The sequence below is a fragment of the Mesorhizobium sp. IMUNJ 23232 genome (assembly GCF_044326205.1).
In the GTDB taxonomy this organism is placed as follows: domain Bacteria; phylum Pseudomonadota; class Alphaproteobacteria; order Rhizobiales; family Rhizobiaceae; genus Kumtagia.
Genome location: NZ_JBIRCY010000053.1, coordinates 11,734 through 31,208 on the forward strand (window position 1 = coordinate 11,734; position 19,475 = coordinate 31,208).

Annotated in this window: 19 protein-coding genes; 9 read left to right on the forward strand and 10 right to left on the reverse strand. The window is 63.5% G+C overall.

From position 1 onward, the window contains the following. The first annotated feature begins 132 nt into the window (after nucleotides 1-132). The 5 genes from ACH196_RS29035 to ACH196_RS29055 are packed head-to-tail and all read left to right on the forward strand — an operon-like array spanning nucleotide 133 to nucleotide 5,102. Nucleotides 133-657: a ubiquinone biosynthesis methyltransferase UbiE gene (locus tag ACH196_RS29035; protein ID WP_396650330.1), complete on the forward strand. Its 525-nt coding sequence runs from the start codon at nucleotides 133-135 to the stop codon at nucleotides 655-657. Beyond that, on the forward strand, nucleotides 654-1,838 hold the full coding sequence (locus ACH196_RS29040) for a methyltransferase domain-containing protein (protein ID WP_396650331.1): 1,185 nt from the start codon (nucleotides 654-656) through the stop codon (nucleotides 1,836-1,838). Before ACH196_RS29035 ends, ACH196_RS29040 begins: the two co-directional genes overlap by 4 nt. After that, nucleotides 1,835-4,183, forward strand: coding sequence for a SpoIIE family protein phosphatase (locus tag ACH196_RS29045; RefSeq protein WP_396650332.1), 2,349 nt, complete (start codon nucleotides 1,835-1,837; stop codon nucleotides 4,181-4,183). The genes ACH196_RS29040 and ACH196_RS29045 overlap by 4 nt, the downstream gene beginning before the upstream one ends. A 3-nt stretch (nucleotides 4,184-4,186) precedes the next feature. After that, complete coding sequence (locus tag ACH196_RS29050; RefSeq protein WP_396650333.1) at nucleotides 4,187-4,744, forward strand: ATP-binding protein; 558 nt, start codon at nucleotides 4,187-4,189, stop codon at nucleotides 4,742-4,744. 19 nt (nucleotides 4,745-4,763) lie between these two features. Continuing rightward, nucleotides 4,764-5,102, forward strand: a complete 339-nt coding sequence (locus tag ACH196_RS29055; protein WP_396650334.1) for an STAS domain-containing protein — start codon at nucleotides 4,764-4,766, stop codon at nucleotides 5,100-5,102. 161 nt (nucleotides 5,103-5,263) lie between these two features. Here ACH196_RS29055 and ACH196_RS29060 read toward each other — a convergent pair whose 3' ends face one another. Both ACH196_RS29060 and ACH196_RS29065 read right to left on the reverse strand, forming a co-directional pair. After that, nucleotides 5,264-8,356, reverse strand: coding sequence for an efflux RND transporter permease subunit (locus tag ACH196_RS29060; RefSeq protein ID WP_396650335.1), 3,093 nt, complete (start codon nucleotides 8,354-8,356; stop codon nucleotides 5,264-5,266). Next, nucleotides 8,353-9,567 carry an efflux RND transporter periplasmic adaptor subunit gene (locus ACH196_RS29065; RefSeq protein ID WP_396650336.1) on the reverse strand — a complete coding sequence of 405 codons (1,215 nt, stop codon included), beginning with the start codon at nucleotides 9,565-9,567 and terminating at the stop codon, nucleotides 8,353-8,355. The genes ACH196_RS29060 and ACH196_RS29065 overlap by 4 nt, the downstream gene beginning before the upstream one ends. A gap of 157 nt (nucleotides 9,568-9,724) precedes the next feature. Here ACH196_RS29065 and ACH196_RS29070 point away from each other — a divergent pair, with 157 nt between their 5' ends. Next, entirely contained in the window at nucleotides 9,725-10,309 is a 585-nt protein-coding gene (locus ACH196_RS29070) for a TetR/AcrR family transcriptional regulator (RefSeq protein WP_396650337.1), read from the forward strand. Between the two features lie 6 nt (nucleotides 10,310-10,315). Here the strand turns inward: ACH196_RS29070 and ACH196_RS29075 are convergent, their stop codons facing one another. The 5 genes from ACH196_RS29075 to ACH196_RS29095 are packed head-to-tail and all read right to left on the reverse strand — an operon-like array spanning nucleotide 10,316 to nucleotide 14,765. Further along, a complete protein-coding gene (locus tag ACH196_RS29075) occupies nucleotides 10,316-11,092 on the reverse strand; it encodes an ABC transporter permease (RefSeq protein WP_396650338.1) in 777 nt (258 codons plus the stop codon). Beyond that, nucleotides 11,089-11,943, reverse strand: coding sequence for an ABC transporter permease (locus tag ACH196_RS29080; protein ID WP_396650339.1), 855 nt, complete (start codon nucleotides 11,941-11,943; stop codon nucleotides 11,089-11,091). The genes ACH196_RS29075 and ACH196_RS29080 overlap by 4 nt, the downstream gene beginning before the upstream one ends. Further along, on the reverse strand, nucleotides 11,940-13,034 hold the full coding sequence (locus ACH196_RS29085; RefSeq protein WP_396650340.1) for an ABC transporter ATP-binding protein: 1,095 nt from the start codon (nucleotides 13,032-13,034) through the stop codon (nucleotides 11,940-11,942). Before ACH196_RS29085 ends, ACH196_RS29080 begins: the two co-directional genes overlap by 4 nt. Further along, on the reverse strand, nucleotides 13,031-14,161 hold the full coding sequence (locus ACH196_RS29090; RefSeq protein ID WP_396650341.1) for a PotD/PotF family extracellular solute-binding protein: 1,131 nt from the start codon (nucleotides 14,159-14,161) through the stop codon (nucleotides 13,031-13,033). The genes ACH196_RS29085 and ACH196_RS29090 overlap by 4 nt, the downstream gene beginning before the upstream one ends. Further along, on the reverse strand, nucleotides 14,145-14,765 hold the full coding sequence (locus tag ACH196_RS29095) for a TetR family transcriptional regulator (protein ID WP_396650342.1): 621 nt from the start codon (nucleotides 14,763-14,765) through the stop codon (nucleotides 14,145-14,147). Before ACH196_RS29095 ends, ACH196_RS29090 begins: the two co-directional genes overlap by 17 nt. 147 nt (nucleotides 14,766-14,912) lie before the next feature. Between ACH196_RS29095 and ACH196_RS29100 the strand changes: the two genes are divergently transcribed. From ACH196_RS29100 to ACH196_RS29110, 3 genes are all read left to right on the forward strand, one after another. Next, on the forward strand, nucleotides 14,913-15,695 hold the full coding sequence (locus ACH196_RS29100; RefSeq protein ID WP_396650343.1) for a cupin domain-containing protein: 783 nt from the start codon (nucleotides 14,913-14,915) through the stop codon (nucleotides 15,693-15,695). 2 nt (nucleotides 15,696-15,697) lie between these two features. Beyond that, nucleotides 15,698-16,591, forward strand: coding sequence for an ROK family protein (locus tag ACH196_RS29105; RefSeq protein ID WP_396650344.1), 894 nt, complete (start codon nucleotides 15,698-15,700; stop codon nucleotides 16,589-16,591). Nucleotides 16,592-16,740: 149 nt separating this feature from the next. Next, complete coding sequence (locus ACH196_RS29110; RefSeq protein WP_396650345.1) at nucleotides 16,741-17,850, forward strand: pyridoxal phosphate-dependent aminotransferase; 1,110 nt, start codon at nucleotides 16,741-16,743, stop codon at nucleotides 17,848-17,850. Nucleotides 17,851-17,894: 44 nt separating this feature from the next. Here ACH196_RS29110 and ACH196_RS29115 read toward each other — a convergent pair whose 3' ends face one another. The 3 genes from ACH196_RS29115 to ACH196_RS29125 form a co-directional block, all read right to left on the reverse strand. Continuing rightward, nucleotides 17,895-18,263 carry a DUF1801 domain-containing protein gene (locus tag ACH196_RS29115; protein ID WP_396650346.1) on the reverse strand — a complete coding sequence of 123 codons (369 nt, stop codon included), beginning with the start codon at nucleotides 18,261-18,263 and terminating at the stop codon, nucleotides 17,895-17,897. A gap of 255 nt (nucleotides 18,264-18,518) precedes the next feature. Then, the gene (locus ACH196_RS29120; RefSeq protein WP_396650347.1) at nucleotides 18,519-18,938 is read right to left on the reverse strand and encodes a VOC family protein; all 420 of its coding nucleotides are present in this window, start codon (nucleotides 18,936-18,938) and stop codon (nucleotides 18,519-18,521) included. Nucleotides 18,939-18,983: 45 nt separating this feature from the next. Beyond that, nucleotides 18,984-19,427 (reverse strand): nuclear transport factor 2 family protein, encoded by a 444-nt coding sequence (locus tag ACH196_RS29125; protein WP_396650348.1) that lies wholly within the window; start codon nucleotides 19,425-19,427, stop codon nucleotides 18,984-18,986. Nucleotides 19,428-19,475: the final 48 nt, after the last annotated feature.

Below are 19,475 nucleotides of genomic sequence, written 5' to 3' on the forward strand. Positions count from 1 at the left end.
TGGCTGAAATATTTAGCTGAAAATGGGAAAGCGAACGGGCACATGCGATTCCTACCCGCTTCCGGCTGATACCTATCAACTTGCCTGGGCAGTGCTTTGCCGGGTTCGACCGTTACGATTTGAGGATGCCCTATGCCGATCAAGGCCGAGCGTGATGTCATTGCGGATCATGATTTCCGCGCAATGATCCAGATCGACATGCAGATCGCGTCATTTCATTCGAACTGGACGCATTGCGACTACATAGCGACGTATCTTGCCCGCACCATCAGCCACAACCGACCCGACTCGGTGCTGTTTTCGAACCTGTTCTCCTCGGCGCTGAACGAGTTGCTGGAAGTCACCTTCCGAACCCGTCGCCTTGGCGGTGCTTTTGCCTGCAAGGTCTCCCGCCTCGGCGAAACGGACAGGGTTGAGCTGACATTTGCCTGCGGCGACGAGGAGCGCCGGTTCTTCGAGACTGCGGTATCGCGAACCCAAGAAAGCGATGGACGGGGCAGGTATTTGAGTTCGCTGTCGGGCGACATCGCTCCGAGCCGCGACATGATGCTTCTCGAACTGGCCGTCAACTACCATGCAGCCATCAGGCTGGACGAAGTCGACGGTGACACGATTACGCTGGTCGTCGATCTGCCGCTTGGAGGCCTGGCACATTGAGCGCGACCACCTTTGGCTCATCGGCGCGCTTCAAGGCGCAATTCGACCTGAGCAATCAGGAGTTCTCCGTCTCAGGATCCGTGCGGCCCCAGACGATCGACGAACTCGCGCCGAGCCTTGCCCTGCTGAAAGAGTCCATCGACCGTGTGCGCGGTGTGCTCTACGTGAATGTCAGGCGTCTCGCGCAGATGAACAATATCGCGTTTCACGCCTTTTCGCGGGTGATCATCGACACTGCGCGGGCCCGGCCCGATCTTCGGTTCGTGATCGTCACATCGAGCGTGGTCGGCTGGACGACGCGCAAGTTCGCACTTCTCGGTCATATCGAGCCGAACATCGTCGTCGAAGAGTACGACACGGAATTCTACCCCGGACAAACCTTCCTCGAAGAAGGCGGGTTCATTCCGGTCCTGCGCACGCAGACCAAGATGACATGGCGTCACGAACGCGCCATCCTGCCGCGCCACGGCATGCGGCCCGGCATCACAATGGCCGACATCTGCTGCGGCATCGGGGATTTTGCGGTGCTGGCGCAGAAGGAATTCCAGCCATCACGGATCGTCGCGCTCGACCACTCCAAGTCGAGCCTTGCCTATGCGCGTCGTGTCGCCGAGGAATTCGACATAAGAGGCATCGAATATACCTATGGCGACGCTTCGGAGATGCTGCTCGACGACAACCAGTTCGACCTCGTCACCTGCCGCCACTCTCTGCAGATATTCGACCGGCCCGCCCTGATCCTGAAAGAGATGTACCGGATTTGCAAACCCGGCGGCCGCGTGTACGTCACCAACGAGAAAATCTCGCAATGCCTGGGCGAACCCCGCGGCGAATCAATCGAATGGACTTATGACGAGCTTGCCAAACTGTTTGCCCATTTCAAGATGGACCTGGAATTTGGCCCCAAAAGCCGCCATTACCTGATGGATGCCGGTTTCGATGATGTTCGCGTCGAATCCTTCATGGTGACCAATCTCGACGGCGATCCGCAGGATTTTGCAGACGTCATCCAAGCCTGGGAGGACACTTTCGCCGGAGAGATGTCTACAAGGCGCGGCGACGGCCCGGAATTCGTGGAGCGGTTCCGCAAGGGCTTTCAGGATCATATCTTTGCAGCGCTGCACCCCAAGGGATATGCTGGCTGGCCGGTCTGGGTCGCATCGGGGCGCAAACCGCTATGAACCCAGTGGAAGAAGCCACATCGCGCTTCGGGCTTCGTTCGTTCCGAGCGAAGTTCTTGCTGGTTGTCGGCAGTGCGGTGCTGTTCGATCTGCTGGTCAGTGGTGGCTTGGCGCTATGGAACGTCAATCGGCTGTCGCGGGACGCCACGGAGCAGGTGGGCCTCGGCCTGACCAAGGCAACCAGCGAATATCTTCAGAACTATATCGCGACCACTGCCGAAAGAACTGACCTGCTGATCGATCAGGTCCACACCGAAATGGACATTCTCGCCGGATCGACGCAGGCGCTCATCGATCATCCCGAGGTTCAGGCAGCATTGGGTGAGGCAATCGAACGCGATCCGTCGTTCTCCACCCCGCTTACCTACAATTCGGCCAGCGACTGGTGGCAGAATGAGCCGGGAGAAGCTTCTGCTGTCACCGTGTGGGGCTATCTGCTCAATGCGACCAGAAATCTCCCTCCCGACGTTGCGGCCATCGTCCGTGACAGCACGGCCTTCAACATTTTTGGCCCCGCCGTTCAGAACAGCGGCACGCGCAAGCTGCAGGTCTACTTCCTCGGGCCGAAAAGCGCTCCGATTCTGCGTTCGACCCCCTACACCAACCAGGGCGTCACGTTCGATCGTGTCTATCCCGGTCACAACAGCACGAATTGGTGGGATTTTTTCTTTCCCCAGCTCTACGAGGATTGGCAGGGCTGGCTCAAGGATCCCTCGAGCAAGCCGGTCGACGACGAGATCACCACTCTCTCGCCCTACATGGACGGCGTCACCGGCAAGATAATCGTCAGTTTCATGCGCCCCGTGTGGACCAGAGACCGAAAGGACCTGGCCGGCGTCATCGGCGCCGATCTGACGCTCGACCAGATGGCCGATATCGTCCAGAGCGTGAAGATCGCGGACACCGGCTTCGCCTTTCTTGCAATGTCGAACGGCAATGTTCTCGCCGTCACGCCGGCAGGCGAGAAGACGCTCGGCATCGGCAACACCAGCCCGTCCGTATTCGACCGGTCCCTGCGCAAGAGCAGCCAGGCGGCTATCGCTTCGCTTCCTCTCGACCAGGCCAATGACGGCGCAATCCAGACCATCTCGCTCGATCATCAGGGCGAAAAGCACAACTACATCGTCGTTCTCAAGCAGCTCAAACCGACGAACATGTGGAGTGCCGGGCCGATTACGAAGGAAACGATGACAGTCGGCATCGTAGTGCCTGAGCGAGAGATCTATGCCACTCTCATCGCTACCCAGAACAGCATCTCGCAGGCGACAAACCGCATCCTGCTCTACCAACTGGCAGCGATCATCGTTGCGCTGATGATCGTCTTCGCCGCGGTGTTCGGGCTGTCGAAGCGCATCACGGCGGGCCTGAGCGCCCTTGCGGGCGCCGCCCGCCGGCTTCAGCAGCAAGACTATTCGGTCCGTGTCGACATCCCCACCAAGGACGAAGTGGGCGAAGTCGGCGTGGCCTTCAACAGGATGGCCGAGGAGATCAGCTTCCACACGGAGAATCTAGAACAGCTTGTCGAGGACCGGACGAAGGATCTCGAGAGCGCGAACAAGGAAATCTCCACGCTCAACGAAAAGCTTCGTGACGAGAACGTGCGCCTGGGAGCGGAACTCGATGTCGCGCGCCACATCCAGATGATGGTGCTGCCCAAGGACCGCGAGCTTGCCACCATTCCCGGCGTCGAGATTGCAGCCTATATGCGCCCCGCCGACGAGGTCGGAGGCGACTATTACGACGTGCTGCAGGACGGGGGAAAGCTGAAGATCGGCATCGGCGACGTCACCGGCCACGGGCTGGAAAGCGGCGTGCTGATGCTGATGGTGCAATCCGTGGCGCGCGCCTTGCAGGAAACCGGCGAGGGCGACCCGTTGCAGTTTCTCGAGCGGTTGAACCGGGCGATCTACAAGAACCTGGAGCGCACGAACTCGGACAAGCATCTCTCGCTGGCCTTCCTCGATTATGAGGATGAGCAATTGACCCTCTCAGGACAGCATGAAGAGATATTGGTCATGCGTGACGGCAGCGAAGTGGAGCGGATCGATACGATCGATCTCGGTTTGCCCATCGGTCTCGAACAGGACATTTCGCCTTTTGTGGCAACCCGCAACATTCCATTTGCCAGCGGCGATGTGGTTGTCCTTCATACGGATGGCGTGACCGAGGCCGAAGGCCCGCGCGGCGAATTGTTCGGGCTGGACCGGCTTTGCGAAAGTGCGCGCCAGCGCTACGGCGCCAGCGCCGAGGATATGAAAACGGGCATCGTCGAGGATCTTATGGCTCACATCGGGACCCGAAAAATTCACGACGACATCACGCTCGTCGTCATGCGACATAGGTGAGTCATGACCACTCTGTTTGGACCCGCGGATATCGCCATCGGCATGAACGACAGCGTCAGCCGTGTGCGGCTGTTCGATGGGCCGCTGGATATCAGGTGGCACCACTGCGCAACGACGTCGGATTTCATCGCCGATCTCTTCTCCCTGCCCTTTTACGCCTCGCGCAACGACTATCGGGAAGTCCGCCACAACATCGGCTACCTCGTAAACGAACTCATCGAGAACGCGGTCAAGTTCCGCGAACCCGGCGAGATCATCGTGGAGGCGTCGATGGATACGGAAAACTTCAAGGTCAAGGTTTCGAACGTCGTTGCCGACGCAACCGCCGCGACCTTCCAGGAACTGCTTTCGGAGATCACGATCGGCGATCCGGGCGACCTGCTGATCAGCCGCATCGAGGCTAACGCCGCGGACCCCGATGACTCCGGCTCCGGTCTTGGCCTGCTGACGCTGATGAGCGACTATGGCGTGCGTCTTGCCTGGATATTCAGCCCGGTGGACCAGGGCAACCGGGTGCATCTCGAGACATTTGCCACCATTCCCATTTCACAGTCTCATTAGCGAAAGAACGACGCTGCACATGGAAATAAAAACGGATGATTATCGCGTCTGGACCGAGGGTAACGACGTGCATTTTGACGGGTCCATGCGCCTTTCCGGCACGGAGGCCTACGCACCGATCATGGCGCTGATGACCAGTATTCTGGCGTCCAGACCGGCATCCATAACGATAGACCTGACCGACCTCGAGTTCCTGAATTCCTCGGGCATCAATCTGCTGGCGAAGTTCACCATCGAGGTCCGCAAGCAGTCCGATGTGAGGCTCGTGGTGCGGGGAAGCTCGGAAATCCCCTGGCAGACCAAGTCCTTGCCGAATTTGAAGAAACTGCATCCGGCCGTGTCGCTGGAGATCGATTGACGAAGGCGTCCTGCACGCTCGGCCGCGGCGCATTGTCGGCCTGCATCTGACAGCCTTGCCTTTTCCGCGCGACAGTTCGGCCCGGCCACATCTCGTGCAGCACCATCGGGAAAGACGCGATCTTCAAAGGTAGTGCCTCGGCCCGAGACACTGCCCTATTCTCAATGCGCCGGCGCCGGAGCCCCATGCGCTGGTGGCGCCGTAGGCATCTCGGCCTTCGGGGCAAGCTCCTTGCGGGCGATGTAGGTGTAGAACATCGGCACCACGAACAGCGTGAACAGCGTGCCCACGAGGATGCCGGTGAAGATCACCAGGCCCATCGAGTAGCGCGCCGCCGCACCCGCGCCGCTGGAGGTGATCAGTGGCACGACGCCTAGCGCCATCGCCGCCGTGGTCATCAGGATCGGCCGCAGGCGGACTTTTGCGGAGGCGATGATGGCGTCACGGCGCGACAGACCGTGCTCCTCGCGCTGCTGATTGGCGAATTCGACCAGCAGGATGCCGTGCTTGGTGATCAGCCCGATCAGCGTGATCAGTCCGACCTGTGTGTAGATGTTGAGCGTGCCTAGGCCCAGATTGAGCGGCACGATGGCGCCGAAGATCGACAGCGGCACCGACATCATGATGATCAGCGGATCGCGGAAACTTTCGAACTGCGCCGCCAGCACCAGATAGATGACCAGCACCGCCGCCGCGAAGGCGATCAGGATGGTGTTGCCCTGTTCCTTCTCCTGCCGGGACTGGCCGGAATAGTCGATAAAGAACGTGTCGGTCAGGGTCTGCTTGGCGATGTCCTCGATGACCTTCAGTCCGTCGCCGGTGGTGACGCCTGGCAGCGGCAGCGCCGAGATCGTCGCCGAGTTCAACTGGTTGAATTGCTCAATCGCCGCCGGCGAGGCGTTGGTGGAAATCTTCACCACCGCCGACAGCGGCACCATCACGCCGGTCGAACTGCGCACGAAATAGCCGCTGAGCTTCTCGGGATTGTCGCGGAACTCCTGCGGCACCTGCGGGATGATGTCGTAGCTGTTGGAATCGCGGTCGAACTGCGCAACTTCGGCGCCGCCGACCAGAAGTGTCAGGGTGCGACCGATCTCGGAGATCGGCAGGTCGAGCGCGGCGGCGCGGTCGCGGTCGATCGTCACGGTCACTTCCGGCGCGTCGAACGCCATCGAGTTCTGGACGACGATGAAGCGGCCGGAGGCCTGCGCCTTGTTCTTGATTTCTTCGGCCGCCTCGAACACCTGGCCGGCGTCGCCGGTCGAGCGGACCACCATGGTGATCGGCAGGCCGCCGCCGGAGCCCGGCAGCGTCGGGGGTGCGAAGACGAATGCCTGCACGCCGGCGACCTTGCCGAGCCGGCTGGTAATATCCGCTTGGAGTTCCTTGGAACTGCGGGTGCGCTCGGCCCAGTCCTTGAAGGCGAAGCCGACAAAGGCGCTGTTGGTCGCCCCGCCGAAGGCGACGGCCGAAAACAACGCCCTGGTTTCGGGAATATCCTTCACCAGATCGTTGATCTGGGTGACGTAGCGCTGGGTGTAGTCGGATGTCGCATAGCGCGGCGCCGTCACCAGCGACAGCAGAAAACCCTGGTCTTCTTCCGGCGCCAGTTCGCTCGAGGTCTTGGTGAACATGAAACCTGTCACCGCGACCAGCGCAATCACGATCATCAGCGTCACCGGCCGATACTTGAGCGAACCGGTGACCAGCTTTCCGTAGACCCATTCGACCCGGCTGAAAACGGCGTCGATGATGCGCTGGAAACGGCCAGGCGTACCGGCCTTGAGCAGGCGCGCCGACATCATCGGCGTGATGGTCATCGCTACGATACCGGAGAGCACCACCGCGCCGGCCAGCGTCACCGCGAATTCGCGGAACAGCGAACCGGTCAGGCCGCCCGTGAAGGCAAGCGGCGCGAACACGGCGGCCAGCGTTATCGTCATGGCAACGATGGCCGAGGAGATTTCCCGCATGCCGTTGAACGCCGCCTGCATGGCGGACATGTGGTCCTCTTCCATATGCCGGTGGATGTTCTCCACCACCACGATGGCGTCATCGACGACGAGGCCGATCGCCAGCACCATGGCGAGTAGCGACAACAGGTTGATCGAGTAACCCACCGTGTAGAGCAGGAAGCAGACGCCGATCAGCGCCAGCGGAATGGTCACGATCGGCATCAGCACCGAGCGGAATGAGCCGAGGAACAGCAGGATGACCACCACGACGATTGCGACCGCTTCGCCGATGGTCTTGAACACCTCGTCGATGGAGGCGCTGATCTGCTCGGTGGAATCGTAGACGATCTGGATCGTCATCCCCAGCGGCAGGGTTTCCTGAATAGTGGGGATGATGTTGTGGATCGATTCCGCCGTGGTCAGCGGATTGGCCGCCGGGGTCGGGAAGATGGCGAGGAAGGTGCCGGGCTTGCCGTTGAAAGTCACCCGCGCATCGGTGTTCTCAGCCGCCAGTTCGACGCGTGCGACGTCCCTCAGCCGCACCACATTTCCGTCCGTCGTCCGCAGCGGCAGCGCGGCGAAGGCTTCGGGCGTCTGCAGCGTCGAGCGCACGGTGATGGAGGAGACGACATATTCGTTCTCGGCGTTGCCGGGCGCCGACAGGAAGTTGGAGTTGTTGATGGCGGTGAGCACGTCGGCCGCCGTCACGCCGCGCGCCGCCAGCCGGATCGGGTCGATCCACACGCGCATGGAATAATCCGCCGCGCCGAAGATCTGGACGTCCGCCACACCTTCCACCGTCGACATGCGCGGCCGGATGACGCGCTCGATGTATTCGGTGAGCTGTTCCGGCGTCATGTTCGGATTCTGCATCGAGATGTACATCATCGCGAACTGCTGGCCGGTGCCCTTGACGATCACCGGATCCTTGGCCTCCTCCGGCAAGGTGCCGCGCACACCCTGCACCTTCGACAGCACTTCCGTCAGCGCGACGTCCGGATTGGAGCCGAGCTTCATCTGCACCGTCACCGTGCTCGACGACTGGCGGCTCGATGATGTGACGTAGTCGATGTTTTCGGTCGAGGCGACGGCGCGCGCGATCGGCGCGGAGATGAAGCCCTGGATCAGGTCGGCGCTAGCGCCGGGATAGGCAGTCGTCACCGTGATGACGGTTTCGTCAACCTTTGGATACTGGCGGATCGACAGGCTGAAGATGCCCTGGAAACCGAGCAGCAGGATCATGCAGGCCAGGACGGTCGAAAGGACCGGACGGCGGATGAAGAGATCGGAGAAACTCATTGCGCGGCTGTCTTCTGATCGGGCGTCACGGTGTTGTCGATGGTGACGGCGACACCGCCGTAGAGCCGGTTCTGGCCGGCGGTGACGACGATGTCGCCGTCCGAGAGCCCGGATTTGATCTCGACCAGGCCTTCGGCGCGGCGGCCGAGCTTGACGAAGACCTGGCGCGCCACGAGATTTTGCGCGGGCTCAGGCTTGGGCTCGGCGGCCATGGCGGCGCCGGCAGGAACCGGCTTTTCCTCGGCTTCGCTGACCTTAGGTTCATCGGTGGCCGCCGGCTTCGGCTCTTCCTTGTTCGCGTCCGGCGACTGCACGACATAGACGTAGTCGCCATAGAGGCTGGTCACCACGGCGGTCTGCACCACGGCGATCACGTCCTTTTCTTCGGGCAACTGCACCTGCACCTGCACGAACTGGCCAGGGCTGAGCTTTCCATCGGGATTGGAGACTTCGGCCCGCACCGTGACGAGGCGCGTCGCCGGGTCAACCTTGGGGTCGATGCCGGTGACTTTTCCGGAAAAGTCCCATTTGTCCTGGTCCGTGCCGAGGCGCACCGGCTGGCCGATCTTCAATTCCGCGAGCCGCTGCTCCGGGACGGTGAAGTCGGCGCGCATCGTGTCGAGGTCCTGCAGCGTGGCGACGACTGTGCCGGGCTGCAGGTATTGGCCGACCTCGATCTTCGGAATGCCGACGGTGCCGGCGAACGGTGCGCGCAACTGCTTCTGGTCAAGCACTGCCTGGAGCTTCGCGACATTGGCGGACGCCGTTGCGGCCGCGGCCGCCGCCGCGTCGGCGGTGACGTCGGAGCCGACGCCGCGCTTCTGCAGCGCCTTGGCGCGGTCGAGCGCCAACTGGCCGAGCGAGGCCGTCGCCTTCTGGGCTTCCAGGTCGGCGCGCTCCACCGCGTCGTCGAGCTGCACCAGCACCTGGTCGTCGTCGACATGTTCGTTGGCCTTGAACAGGATCGACTTGACGATGCCGGTGGTCTCGACGCTGAGGTCGACGCCCTGCGCGGCGGCCACCGTGCCCAGCGCCTCGATACCGGGCGTCCAGGTCACCGGCTTCACCTCTTCCGCCGAGACCGTGAGGGTCGGGCGCGGCATGTTGGCGAAATAGTCCTTGATGCCTTGATCGCGGAGCATGTTGAAGCCGACGATGCCGCCGCAAACGAACACGAGCACGATGAAGGCCAGGATGAAGCGCAGGATCATGGGATTACCGGTAATGAAAGGCCGTCGGGTGCCGTGCTCGCGAGGAGCGCGACGGTGCCAGTGACGGTCGCTTGAAGTTCGGTGGCGATTACTGTACCGTCTGGACGGTAATGTCAACTGACAATCCCGTTGGAAAAAAGCGGGAGAGGAAACGCCGATGGATGTGGTCACCAAACAGCGGCCGGACGCTCCGGCGCGACCGACCGCCCGCGCCAAAATCCTGGCCGCCGCGGCCGACATCGCGCGCGACGTGGGTCCGGCAAACCTCTCCCTCGACGCAGTGGCGGCGCGGGCGGGGGTGTCGAAGGGCGGGCTGCTCTACCATTTTCCCTCGAAGGCCGACCTGCTGAAAGCGATCATCGAGGATCATCTCAGGCACTTCGAACAGGAACTGGCCGCATGCCCTGGCCCGGACGGCGGACCGGCCAACATCCTGCGCGCCTATCTGGACACGTCCATGGTCGACTGCGCGCGAAAGACGCCGCCGGCCTCCGGCGTGCTTGCCGCCATCGTCCAGCATCCGGAAATGATGACGCCGATCACGGTCTTCAAGCGGCAGATGCTCGACCGGCTGAAGGCGGACGCCGGCGAGGAATCGACGGCGCTGATTCTGTTCCTGGCAATGGAGGGCCTGCGCAGCATGAAACTGTTCGACGCCGACGTGCTGTCGACGGAAGAGACGGACAAGGCAGTCGAGGCGCTGCGCGAACTTATTGGCTGCAAGGCGGCGCAAGCCCGGTAGCGGCGATCAGCCCCGGTAGCGCGTCATGCGCAATGCCAGCGCGGCGCAGCCGATGGTGATTACCAGGATGACGGTGGCGATGGCATTGATCGACGGATCGAGCGCGGTGCGCATCTTGCCCCACACGAAGGTCGACAGCGTGTTGCCCGAGCCGATGGTGAAAACGGTGACGATAAATTCGTCCAGCGACAGGGCGAAGGCGATCAGTGCGGCGCCGACGATGGCCGCGCTGATCTGCGGCAGCGTCACCTTCCGGAAAATCTGCCAGGGCGAGGCGCCGAGATCGCGCGCCGCCTCGACGCAGGTGTAGTCGAAGGTGGCCATCCGCGCGGCGATGATCAGCGCGACAAAGGGCTGGGCCAGCAGCACGTGGCCGCCGACGACGGCCGGCAGGCCGAGCGGCATTTGCAGCCAGCGCACCAGCAGCACCACCAGGCCGATGGCCACCACCCGCGGCGGGATCATCACCGGCACGGACAGTCCCGTCAGCAGCGGCATGGCGAGCCGGCTCCGCCATTGTGTCAGCGCCATCGCGGCGAGCGTGCCGGTGACAGTGGAGAGGATGGCGACCGGTACGGCGATTGCGAGACTATTCTGCAGTGCGCTCCAGAACTCCGGCGTGTCGGCGAGCCGCCGATACCAGTCGAGCGTCAGCCCCGTGAGCGGCAGGCTGACCAGCGCGCTGGAATTGAATGAGAACATGACGACCAGCACCAGCGGCCCGAGCATGAACAGCACGAACAGGCCAAGCATCAGCGTCCAGACGAGGGAGGAAAGCCTCATGTCCGGCGCCTCGGAAAGATAGCCAGCCAGGCCGCCGACAGCACCAGCAGGCAGGCTCCCATCAGCGTGAAGGACATCGCCGCGCCCGCCGGCCAGTTGAAGCGGGTCGAAAATTCCTGGGCGATGAACTGGCCGATCATCGAGCCCGAGCCGCCGCCGAGGAAGAGCGGGGTCACATAATCGCCCGCCGCGCTGAGGAAGGAGATGGCGAAAGCCGAGAACAGGCCGAAACGGCATTGCGGGAGAACCACCCGCCACAGCGTCTGCCAGGGCGATGCCCCGAGGTCGTGCGCAGCCTCGAGCGTGATGTCGCGCACGTTGCGTAACTCGGCGTAAATCGGCAGCAGGGCGAAGGGCAGCAGAAAGTTCACCAGCGCGACGATCACCGCGCCCGGATTGTAGATCAGCCAGCCGACGGGTGCCGAAACTATGCCGGATCCGATCAACAGCGAGTTGATGATGCCGTCCTGGCTGAGGATCGCCTTCCAGGCGTAGATCTTCACCAGATAGCCGCCGAACAGCGCGATCAGAGCTGTGACAATCAGCCAGTCGCCGTGGCGCCCAGCGCGAAAACGCACGCCGTAAGCGAAGACGAAGCCGAGCACGGTGCACAGCGTGGCGGTGGCTATGCCGATCGCCAGCGTCGACAACAGCAGGCCGGAATAAGCCGTGAAGACGCGGGTGTAGGCGGCAAAGGAGAAGTCGGGCCAGAGCGCGAAGCTGCGCACCGTCCAGAAGCTGACGACCAGCAGCAGCGACATCGGCACGACGAAAAGGGTAGCGAATACAAGGTAGACCGGCGCCAGAAAAAGCGCGCGCCGCGTGCCGCTCATGGTCGGCTCGGCCCTCATCGGCCGACCTCGACCAGCGCCTTCGCCGGCCACGAAATGGCAGCCTCCGCGCCAGACTTCAGGGCGAGCGTCCTGTCCGGCTCGGACAGGGTCAGAAGCAGTGTCTGCCCATTCGGCGCGGTGACGCTGGCGCGCCCGGAGCCGCCGAGATGCACAGCTTCTGTGACCATGACGGCGAGCGCAACCCTGTCGCCGCATTCGCCGTTCATGGCTGCGTCGAGCCTTATGTCTTCCGGCCGCAATACGAAGCTGGCGCGACCGTCCAAGCCTTCCGACGCGAAGCTTGGGCCGACATCCAGAACGACGCGGCCATGCGCACGGGTGCCGTCCAGCACATTGGCGTCGCCGACAAAGCGCGCGGCGAAGAGGCTGGACGGCTTGCGGTAGACCTCGTGCGGGCGGCCGATCTGCTCGATGCGTCCGGCATTCATGACGACCAGCCGGTCGGCCAGCGCGAACGCCTCGATCTGGTCGTGGGTGACGTAGATGAAGGTGCCACCGGCCTCGCGATGGATGCGCCGCAACTCCTCCTGCATGGTCTGGCGCAGTTTCAGGTCGAGCGCCGACAACGGCTCGTCGAGCAACAGGATTTTCGGCCGCATGACCAGCGCGCGCGCCAGCGCCACCCGCTGCTGCTGGCCACCGGAAAGCCGGTCGACCGGGCGGTCGTCGAGCCCGTCCAGCCGCACCAGCGCGATGGCGTCGCCGACCCGCCGGCCGATCTCGGTACGCGACCGTCCGGCGATCGACAGGCCGAAGGCGATGTTCTCCCACACCGTCATGTGCGGGAACAGGCCGTGGCTCTGGAATACCATGTTGGTCGGCCGCTTCTGCGGCGGCAGCCGCGTCACGTCCTCGCCGGCAATGGTGATCGTGCCGGACGAAGGCAGAGAAAAGCCGCCGATCATTCTCAGCAGCGTCGACTTTCCGCAGCCGGACGGCCCGAGGATCGCCGTGAACGACCCCGCCTCGACCGAGAGGTCGACGGGATGCACCGCCACCGCGCTGCCAAAGGCCTTGGTGACGGCGGAGAGGCTGAGAAGCGGGGATCCGGCCGGCGATGCGCCGGCCGGTTCAGGGCTTGCGGTCATGCCTTGAGGAAGCGCTGGTACTCTTCCTGGACCTGGTCGAAGGTAGCGAATTCGCCCCCCTCCTCCAGCGGCCAGAACGGGTTGAAGCGGGCGAGCTTGAACAATTCGTCCAGTGCGTCGTAGCGGTAGACCTGACGGTTGACGTCATCCACCAGCGGAACCGCATCGCTGTTGATCACGGCCTGCGTCAGGTTGGTCGCGATGACCTTCTGGCCTTCAGGAGAAATCGCCTGCGCCAGCGCCTTGTAGGCGGCGTCCAGATGCGGCGCGCCGCGCGGGATGGCCAGCGTGTCCATGAAGGCCATGACGCCTTCCTGCGGCATGACGAAGGCGAGTTTCTTGCCCTTGGCGGCGGCAAAGCCGACCTGCGCGTCCCAGCCGATGGCCGAGATCACCACTTCGCCGCGCGCGAACAGGTCGGTCGATTCGCCGTAGCTCGGCGAGAAGGTGCGGGCATGCTCCTTCTTGATGGTGATCAGGAAATCGATGGTCTGCTTCAACTGGTCCATGGTCAGCCGCGTCGGCGTCTTGGTGCCGGTCACGATCGGCGCCCAGGTCGAAATCAGGCCGGTGATGTCGTCGGTCATCGCCACCTTGCCCTTGAACTCATCCTTCAGGCAGTCCTTCCATGAGGTCGGCGCGGCAATCGCACCGGGATCATACACCATCGACAGCGTCCCCCAGGTGAAGGGCACGGCGTAGAGTTTTCCGTCCTTCCGGATGGTCTCGACGTTGAGGAATTGCGGAAAAACCTTGTCGATGCCTGGAAGTTTCGCCTCGTCGATCGGCTCCACCAGGCCGGCGCCCGACAGGATCGGCACATGGCCGAAATAGATGGTGATCAGATCGATCTGACCGGCCCCGCCTGCCTGCAGCTTGGTGATCACCTCCTCATTGGAACTGATGTAGGTGGTGGCGAGTTCGATGTCGGCGTCTTTCAGAAAGCTGCCGGCCTTCAGCGGATCGTCATAACCCTGCCAGCCCATCCAGGCGAGCTGGGTTGCGGCGCGCGCCGCGCCGAGGCCGGCGAGCGACAGCGCGCCGGTGGCGGCGGCACCCATCATCAGAGTGCGGCGGTTGAGACTGGGGAATGAGAAGGGCGGTCGTTGGTCATTGCGTTCTCCCATTGCTTGATATCGTGGTGTTCTTCGGCATTGCGGCGGGCTCGGCGCGCCCGCGCGTCCATTCTGTGAGGCGGTCGATGACGGCGGCCTTCAGCGCCGGATCGTAGCGCATCAGGTTGAAGCTTTCGGCGAACCACAGGCCGTCCACCGCCATGCGGATGATGGTCGACAGCACCGGGTCTATGGCGTCGGCCTCGATTGCCTTCTGATGGCGCTGGCCCTGGTCCTGCACCGGCCGCAGGCGCTCCGGCGAATTGGCGAGCGCCGCGGTGATGGCGCCATTCACATGGTCGAAATGCAGGCCGGTGAACGGTTCGCCGCGATGCGTGGCATTGATGTAGGCGCGGACGGAGCGGCCTCGCGCGTCCGGATCTGTGGCGATGGCGTCCGCCCAGGCGGTGTCGAAGCGCTCGACGAAGCGTTCGATCATCGCCGCTGTCAGCGCTTCCTTGCAGTCGAAATGGTACAACACGGTGCCCTTGGCGACTTCGGCCTCGACGGCTACGCGGTCGAAGGTCAGGCTGAGCACGCCGTCGCGGGCGACGATCGCCTCGGCTGCATCGAGAAGCCGCTTCCTTGTCTGGTTGACCCGCTTGCCTTTTGCCATGAGTTTTTTGTACTGTCTGGTCAGTACAAAAATCAAGTGCCGTTTTGACTGACGAGACAAGGAAATCCGCATGGCCTACAAATCGTCGCCGCGTCCGGTGTTCGACCAGCCGACGCACATCCGCTATGCCGATGTGACGAGGCACCTGTGGGGCGACGCAACGACCGGCTTCGTCGACGACTGGATCTACGCCTCGACGGACAAGATCCATCAGCTCGTCTTCGCCTGCCGGGCGGCGGCTCGTTCAAACATTCCGAGGATTTCCGCACCGTCTTCGGCGCTGACGAGGTGCTGTACGTGTTGTCCGGAACCTACGGCTCGGCCAATCCGGAGACGGGCGAGGTAAGGGTCGTTAAGGCCGGCGAAGCGGTGTTTTTCCGAAAAGACACCTGGCACCACGGCTTCAGCCTGTCGTCCGAGCCGGTGAAGGTGCTGGAATATTTCGCCCCGCCGCCCTCGACCGGAACGTCGGGAGCCTACGCCCGGACGAGGCCATATGTCTCGGAGCCCGCCTATCGCCAGGACAAGTTCATCGGCCGCTGGCCGCTGGCTGCCGCCGAGGAAAAAGCCGGCGCGACCATGCATGTGCTGCGCGATGCGGACATGCTGTGGGAACTGGACATCGAGGACCAGGGGGTGATGACCGGCCTGTTCGCCTCGACCGAGCATCTGACCGCCGGCAAGACGACGGTGCTGCCGGGCCGCAAATCCTCGATCCAGATGCATTCTGGCGACGAATGCCTCTATGTACTTTCCGGCTGCCTGAACGTGCTGACGCCGGACCGTGACGGCCAGGTCTGGTTCGAGGTGCATCCGGGCGACGGTTTCTTCGTGCCGGCCGGCGCGCGTCATCGCTACGCCAATATGGGCGGAGAGCCGGCGGTGTTCGTGTTCGGCGTCGCGCCGGGCTATCTGCCGGCCGCTGCCTGACCATGCTGGCGATCGGAGTTGACGTCGGCGGCAGCAAGGCGTCGGTCGGCGTCGTCGACACGGCGGATGGCCGCGTCGTCGAGCGGCTGGAAGTCGCTACGCCGCCGGTCGAGGAGACCGGCGATGCGTTTCTGAACGAGGTTGCGGATGCAGCGCGAGGCCTTGCGGCAAGGCACGGAGGCTCGCCGATACCGGTTGGCATAGGCATCTGCGAACTGGTCGATATCGGTGGCGAAATCCTGAGCGGCCACCGAGTACGCTGGGAAACGTCGGATGTGTGCCGTGCCTTCGCCTTCGCGAAAAGTGTCGCGATCGAAGCCGATGTCCGCGCCGCGGCGACTGCCGAGGCCGAATTCGGCGCCGGCGCCGGGCTGCGGCACTGGATCTACGCCAATGCCGGCACCGGCATCGCCACCGTGCTGATGGACGGACGAACGCCCTATCTCGGCGCGCATGGACGCGGCGTGGCGATGGGCATGAGCCTTGCAGAACTGCGTCCATCGGGACAGGTCTCGCCGACAGTCGAGGATATCGCCGGCGGGGCCGGCATGCTGGTCCGCGCCCGCAAGGCCGGGTTGACGGTCGCCCGCATCGCCGAGCTGATCGACCGCGCCAATGCCCATCACGAGACGGAACGGGCGATCCTCGCCGAGGGCGGCCATGTGTTCGGCCGGGCCTTGGCACTGCTCGTCAACAGCCTCGATCCGGAGGCGGTTGTCGTCGGCGGCGGCATCGCCGCGGCGGGCGCCGGTTATGTCGCGGCCTGCCGCGAGGCTTTCGACAGCTCGGTCTGGTATGCGCGCGACGGCGTTCCCGCCTTGCTGCCGGCGCGCTTCGGTTCGGAGTCCGGGCTCATCGGCGCGGCGCTTATGGGAGTGCGGCTGGACCGCCGATAGAATCTCATGCCGAACCCTTCGGCATAGCCAGCCCGTCACCCGGCCGATCTGCTTTCGCTCGAAATATCCTCTCTCCAACGCTTGGTTTTCTGCTATGCGCAGCCCGCCGGCCCGCGCCGGCGAGCGAACCCGTCAGCAGAGAAGCCGAAATGCCGTTGCGCCCCAAGCAAGCTCCGATTGTCGCCGCCCTCCCCGTCACCGTGCCGTTCGTCGGGCCGGAGGCGCAGCAGCGGGCGAGCGGCCGCACTTTCCGCGCCCGCATCGGCGCCAATGAAAGCAGTTTGGGCCCGGCACCGTCCGTCATTCGGAAAATGCAGGAGGTCGCCGCCGACCAGTGGATGTATTGCGACCCGGACAATTTCGACCTGAAGGCAGCACTGGCAAAACATCTCGGCGTCGGCATCGAGAACGTGGTCGTCGGCGAAGGCATCGACGGCCTGCTCAACCTCGCGGTGCGCATCTTCGTGGCGCCCGGTGACGCGGTCGTCACCTCGCTCGGCGCCTATCCGACCTTCAACTTCCATGTCGACGGATTTGGCGGACGGTTGGTCAAAGTGCCCTACCGCAATGACAGGGAAAGCCTCGACGACCTGCTGGACGCCGTGCAGCGCGAGAACGCCGTCATGGTCTATCTCTCCAATCCCGACAATCCGATGGGCACCTGGTGGGAGGCCGACAAGATCACCCGCTTCGCCGAGGCGCTGCCGGAAACCACCGTCTTCATCCTCGACGAGGCCTATAGCGAGGTCGGGCCGGCCTCGGCGCAGCCGCCGATCCGTATCGACCGCCCGAACTACATCTGCTTCCGGACCTTCTCCAAGGCTTACGGCCTCGCCGGACTGCGCTGCGGCTACGCCGTCGGCGAGAGCGGGGTCATCGCCGACTTCGAGAAGGTGCGAAATCATTACGGCACCAGCCGCATGGCGCAGATCGCCGGCGAGGCCGCTTTGGCGGACCAAACCTATCTCGCCGAGGTGACCCGCAAGGTCGCCGCCGGCCGCGAACGCATCGCAAAGATTGCCAGCGACAACGGCCTGTCGCCGATCCCCTCCGCGACCAATTTCGTGACTATCGACTGCGGCGCCGACGGCGCGTTCGCGCTGAAGGTCATGCAGAACCTGCTTGCCCGTGACGTGTTCATCCGCAAGCCGATGGTTCCCGTGCTCGACCGCTGCATCCGCGTCAGCGTCGGGCTCGACCATGAACTCGACATTTTTGCCGAGGAACTGCCCGGCGCTCTGGCCAAGGCGCGCGGCTGAACTACCATGGTTCCTTGGCCTTGCCGGTTTTCAAAAAAGGCCGGTCAGGCCGCCTTGGTCGGGTCGCCTTTCAGCCGGTTGAGCGCGATGCCCGCGACGACCAGCCGGCCGACCGTCGCCGCGTCAATCGCGTCGCTGCCTTGCAGCTTGATCGAGGCCATCAGAAAACTGCCATGCGGCTCCAGCCGATCATGCAGGCCTCGCATCTCGGCGCCGCGCCAGAAGCCCAGTGTGACGTGCGACTTGTGAGCTTTCAGCAGGCAGACAGGGCCGTCCGCCTCATAAACCGGATGGCCCCATTTGACGGATTCGCTCAAGCCCCCGACGGCCATGATCGTGCCCCGCAGCGCCTTGACTGTTTCCGCCTGCCAGCCGGCAAGCGATCCCACATAGTCGTCCACAGTCCTGCCCATCTCGTCCTCCTCGCGCGCATCATTCCCCCGCCGCATTGGCTCCAAAAAAAGGTGTCGGCGCCCGCTCGCGCGGGCCGCAAGACCTTGGGCCATCCCAGACGAATTGAGCAAGATAGACGCCAAACAATGTATGCGGGAAGTGGATTCTCCGACTCGTATGCGCGTCGGAGCCGGGACCACCGAACGGAGCGAATTGGAAAGGGTTGGAGCTCGGCAGCCGCCATTACGAGCTCCAGTGAACGACAGCTCAGCCCGCTAAGCTGCTTTCCCGGCGGCGTTGGCAGGCCCGACGAAACCCCAGAGCACGCCGAAGGGATCGCGCAACCGGCCGTAGAGATCGCCCCAGAAAGCAACTTCGAGCGGCACGACGACCTCCAATCCGGCGCCCAGCGCCCTGTCCCACCAGACACGCGGCAGAGACGAGGCGATGTGCAGTACCACGCCCTGCACCGGCTGCTGCTCCTGGCCGTATTCCGGGAAGAAGTCGGCAAGCATCAGCGCGCCATTGTTGATTTCCAGATGGCAGTGGATCAGCCTGCCGTCCGGTGTCGGCTTGCGGTCGATTTCCTTGGCCGCGAAAGCCTTCTTGTAGAGTTCGGCCGCCGCCTTGGCGTCGCTGAGCTGCAGATAGGCGATGACGCCCGGAATGTTCGTCGATGGCTGCTGGTCGGTCATGGCAATTCTCCTCTCGGTTGGGCGGATCACACGGCAGATAGGCAGTCAGGGGTTCAAGTCGACGGCGGCGCGCAGCGAGCCGTCCATGTAGAACGGCACCGACTCGTGCTCATGCGCGATCTTCCAGGCGCCACCGATCTTGCGGAAGCCGAGCGTGCAGCGGAACCAGAGCTCCTGCCTGCCCTCGCGCTTCTTATTGCCCGCCAACCGATTGAGGCTGTGGCTGAACGCCACCGCGTCTCCGGCGGTGACAGTCAGGTCGCGCAATTCGAGATCGAGCGGACCGTCCCATGTCTCGAACCAGGCATCGAGGTCTGTCGTGCCTACGCCGGCATCGATCAGCGGCGGCGCCAGCGAGAAATGCAGATAGTCGGCCGCTCCGTGCGACAGCGCCGCAGTCGCATCCTTGCGGCGGATGGCGTCGGCCCATGCCGCGATGACGGCGCGCACGTTCGCCTCCTCGCCCCGAATGGTGTTGGAAGTGTTCATCGTCTTCGCTCCGTTTCCGCTGCTGTCCCAAGGACGGCCGGCCGAAGC

Bases quoted from the DNA above. Each gene is read 5' to 3' on its own strand.
- ACH196_RS29120 (WP_396650347.1), bottom strand. From the start codon at position 18,938: ATGACCGACCAGCAGCCATCGACGAACATTCCGGGCGTCATCGCCTAT.
- ACH196_RS29080 (WP_396650339.1), bottom strand. From the start codon at position 11,943: ATGAGGGCCGAGCCGACCATGAGCGGCACGCGGCGCGCGCTTTTTCTG.
- ACH196_RS29095 (WP_396650342.1), bottom strand. From the start codon at position 14,765: ATGGCAAAAGGCAAGCGGGTCAACCAGACAAGGAAGCGGCTTCTCGAT.
- ACH196_RS29105 (WP_396650344.1), top strand. From the start codon at position 15,698: ATGCTGGCGATCGGAGTTGACGTCGGCGGCAGCAAGGCGTCGGTCGGC.
- ACH196_RS29045 (WP_396650332.1), top strand. From the start codon at position 1,835: ATGAACCCAGTGGAAGAAGCCACATCGCGCTTCGGGCTTCGTTCGTTC.
- ACH196_RS29125 (WP_396650348.1), bottom strand. From the start codon at position 19,427: ATGAACACTTCCAACACCATTCGGGGCGAGGAGGCGAACGTGCGCGCC.
- ACH196_RS29115 (WP_396650346.1), bottom strand. From the start codon at position 18,263: ATGGGCAGGACTGTGGACGACTATGTGGGATCGCTTGCCGGCTGGCAG.
- ACH196_RS29060 (WP_396650335.1), bottom strand. From the start codon at position 8,356: ATGAGTTTCTCCGATCTCTTCATCCGCCGTCCGGTCCTTTCGACCGTC.
- ACH196_RS29085 (WP_396650340.1), bottom strand. From the start codon at position 13,034: ATGACCGCAAGCCCTGAACCGGCCGGCGCATCGCCGGCCGGATCCCCG.
- ACH196_RS29065 (WP_396650336.1), bottom strand. From the start codon at position 9,567: ATGATCCTGCGCTTCATCCTGGCCTTCATCGTGCTCGTGTTCGTTTGC.
- ACH196_RS29055 (WP_396650334.1), top strand. From the start codon at position 4,764: ATGGAAATAAAAACGGATGATTATCGCGTCTGGACCGAGGGTAACGAC.
- ACH196_RS29070 (WP_396650337.1), top strand. From the start codon at position 9,725: ATGGATGTGGTCACCAAACAGCGGCCGGACGCTCCGGCGCGACCGACC.
- ACH196_RS29090 (WP_396650341.1), bottom strand. From the start codon at position 14,161: ATGGGAGAACGCAATGACCAACGACCGCCCTTCTCATTCCCCAGTCTC.
- ACH196_RS29050 (WP_396650333.1), top strand. From the start codon at position 4,187: ATGACCACTCTGTTTGGACCCGCGGATATCGCCATCGGCATGAACGAC.
- ACH196_RS29075 (WP_396650338.1), bottom strand. From the start codon at position 11,092: ATGAGGCTTTCCTCCCTCGTCTGGACGCTGATGCTTGGCCTGTTCGTG.
- ACH196_RS29110 (WP_396650345.1), top strand. From the start codon at position 16,741: ATGCCGTTGCGCCCCAAGCAAGCTCCGATTGTCGCCGCCCTCCCCGTC.
- ACH196_RS29035 (WP_396650330.1), top strand. From the start codon at position 133: ATGCCGATCAAGGCCGAGCGTGATGTCATTGCGGATCATGATTTCCGC.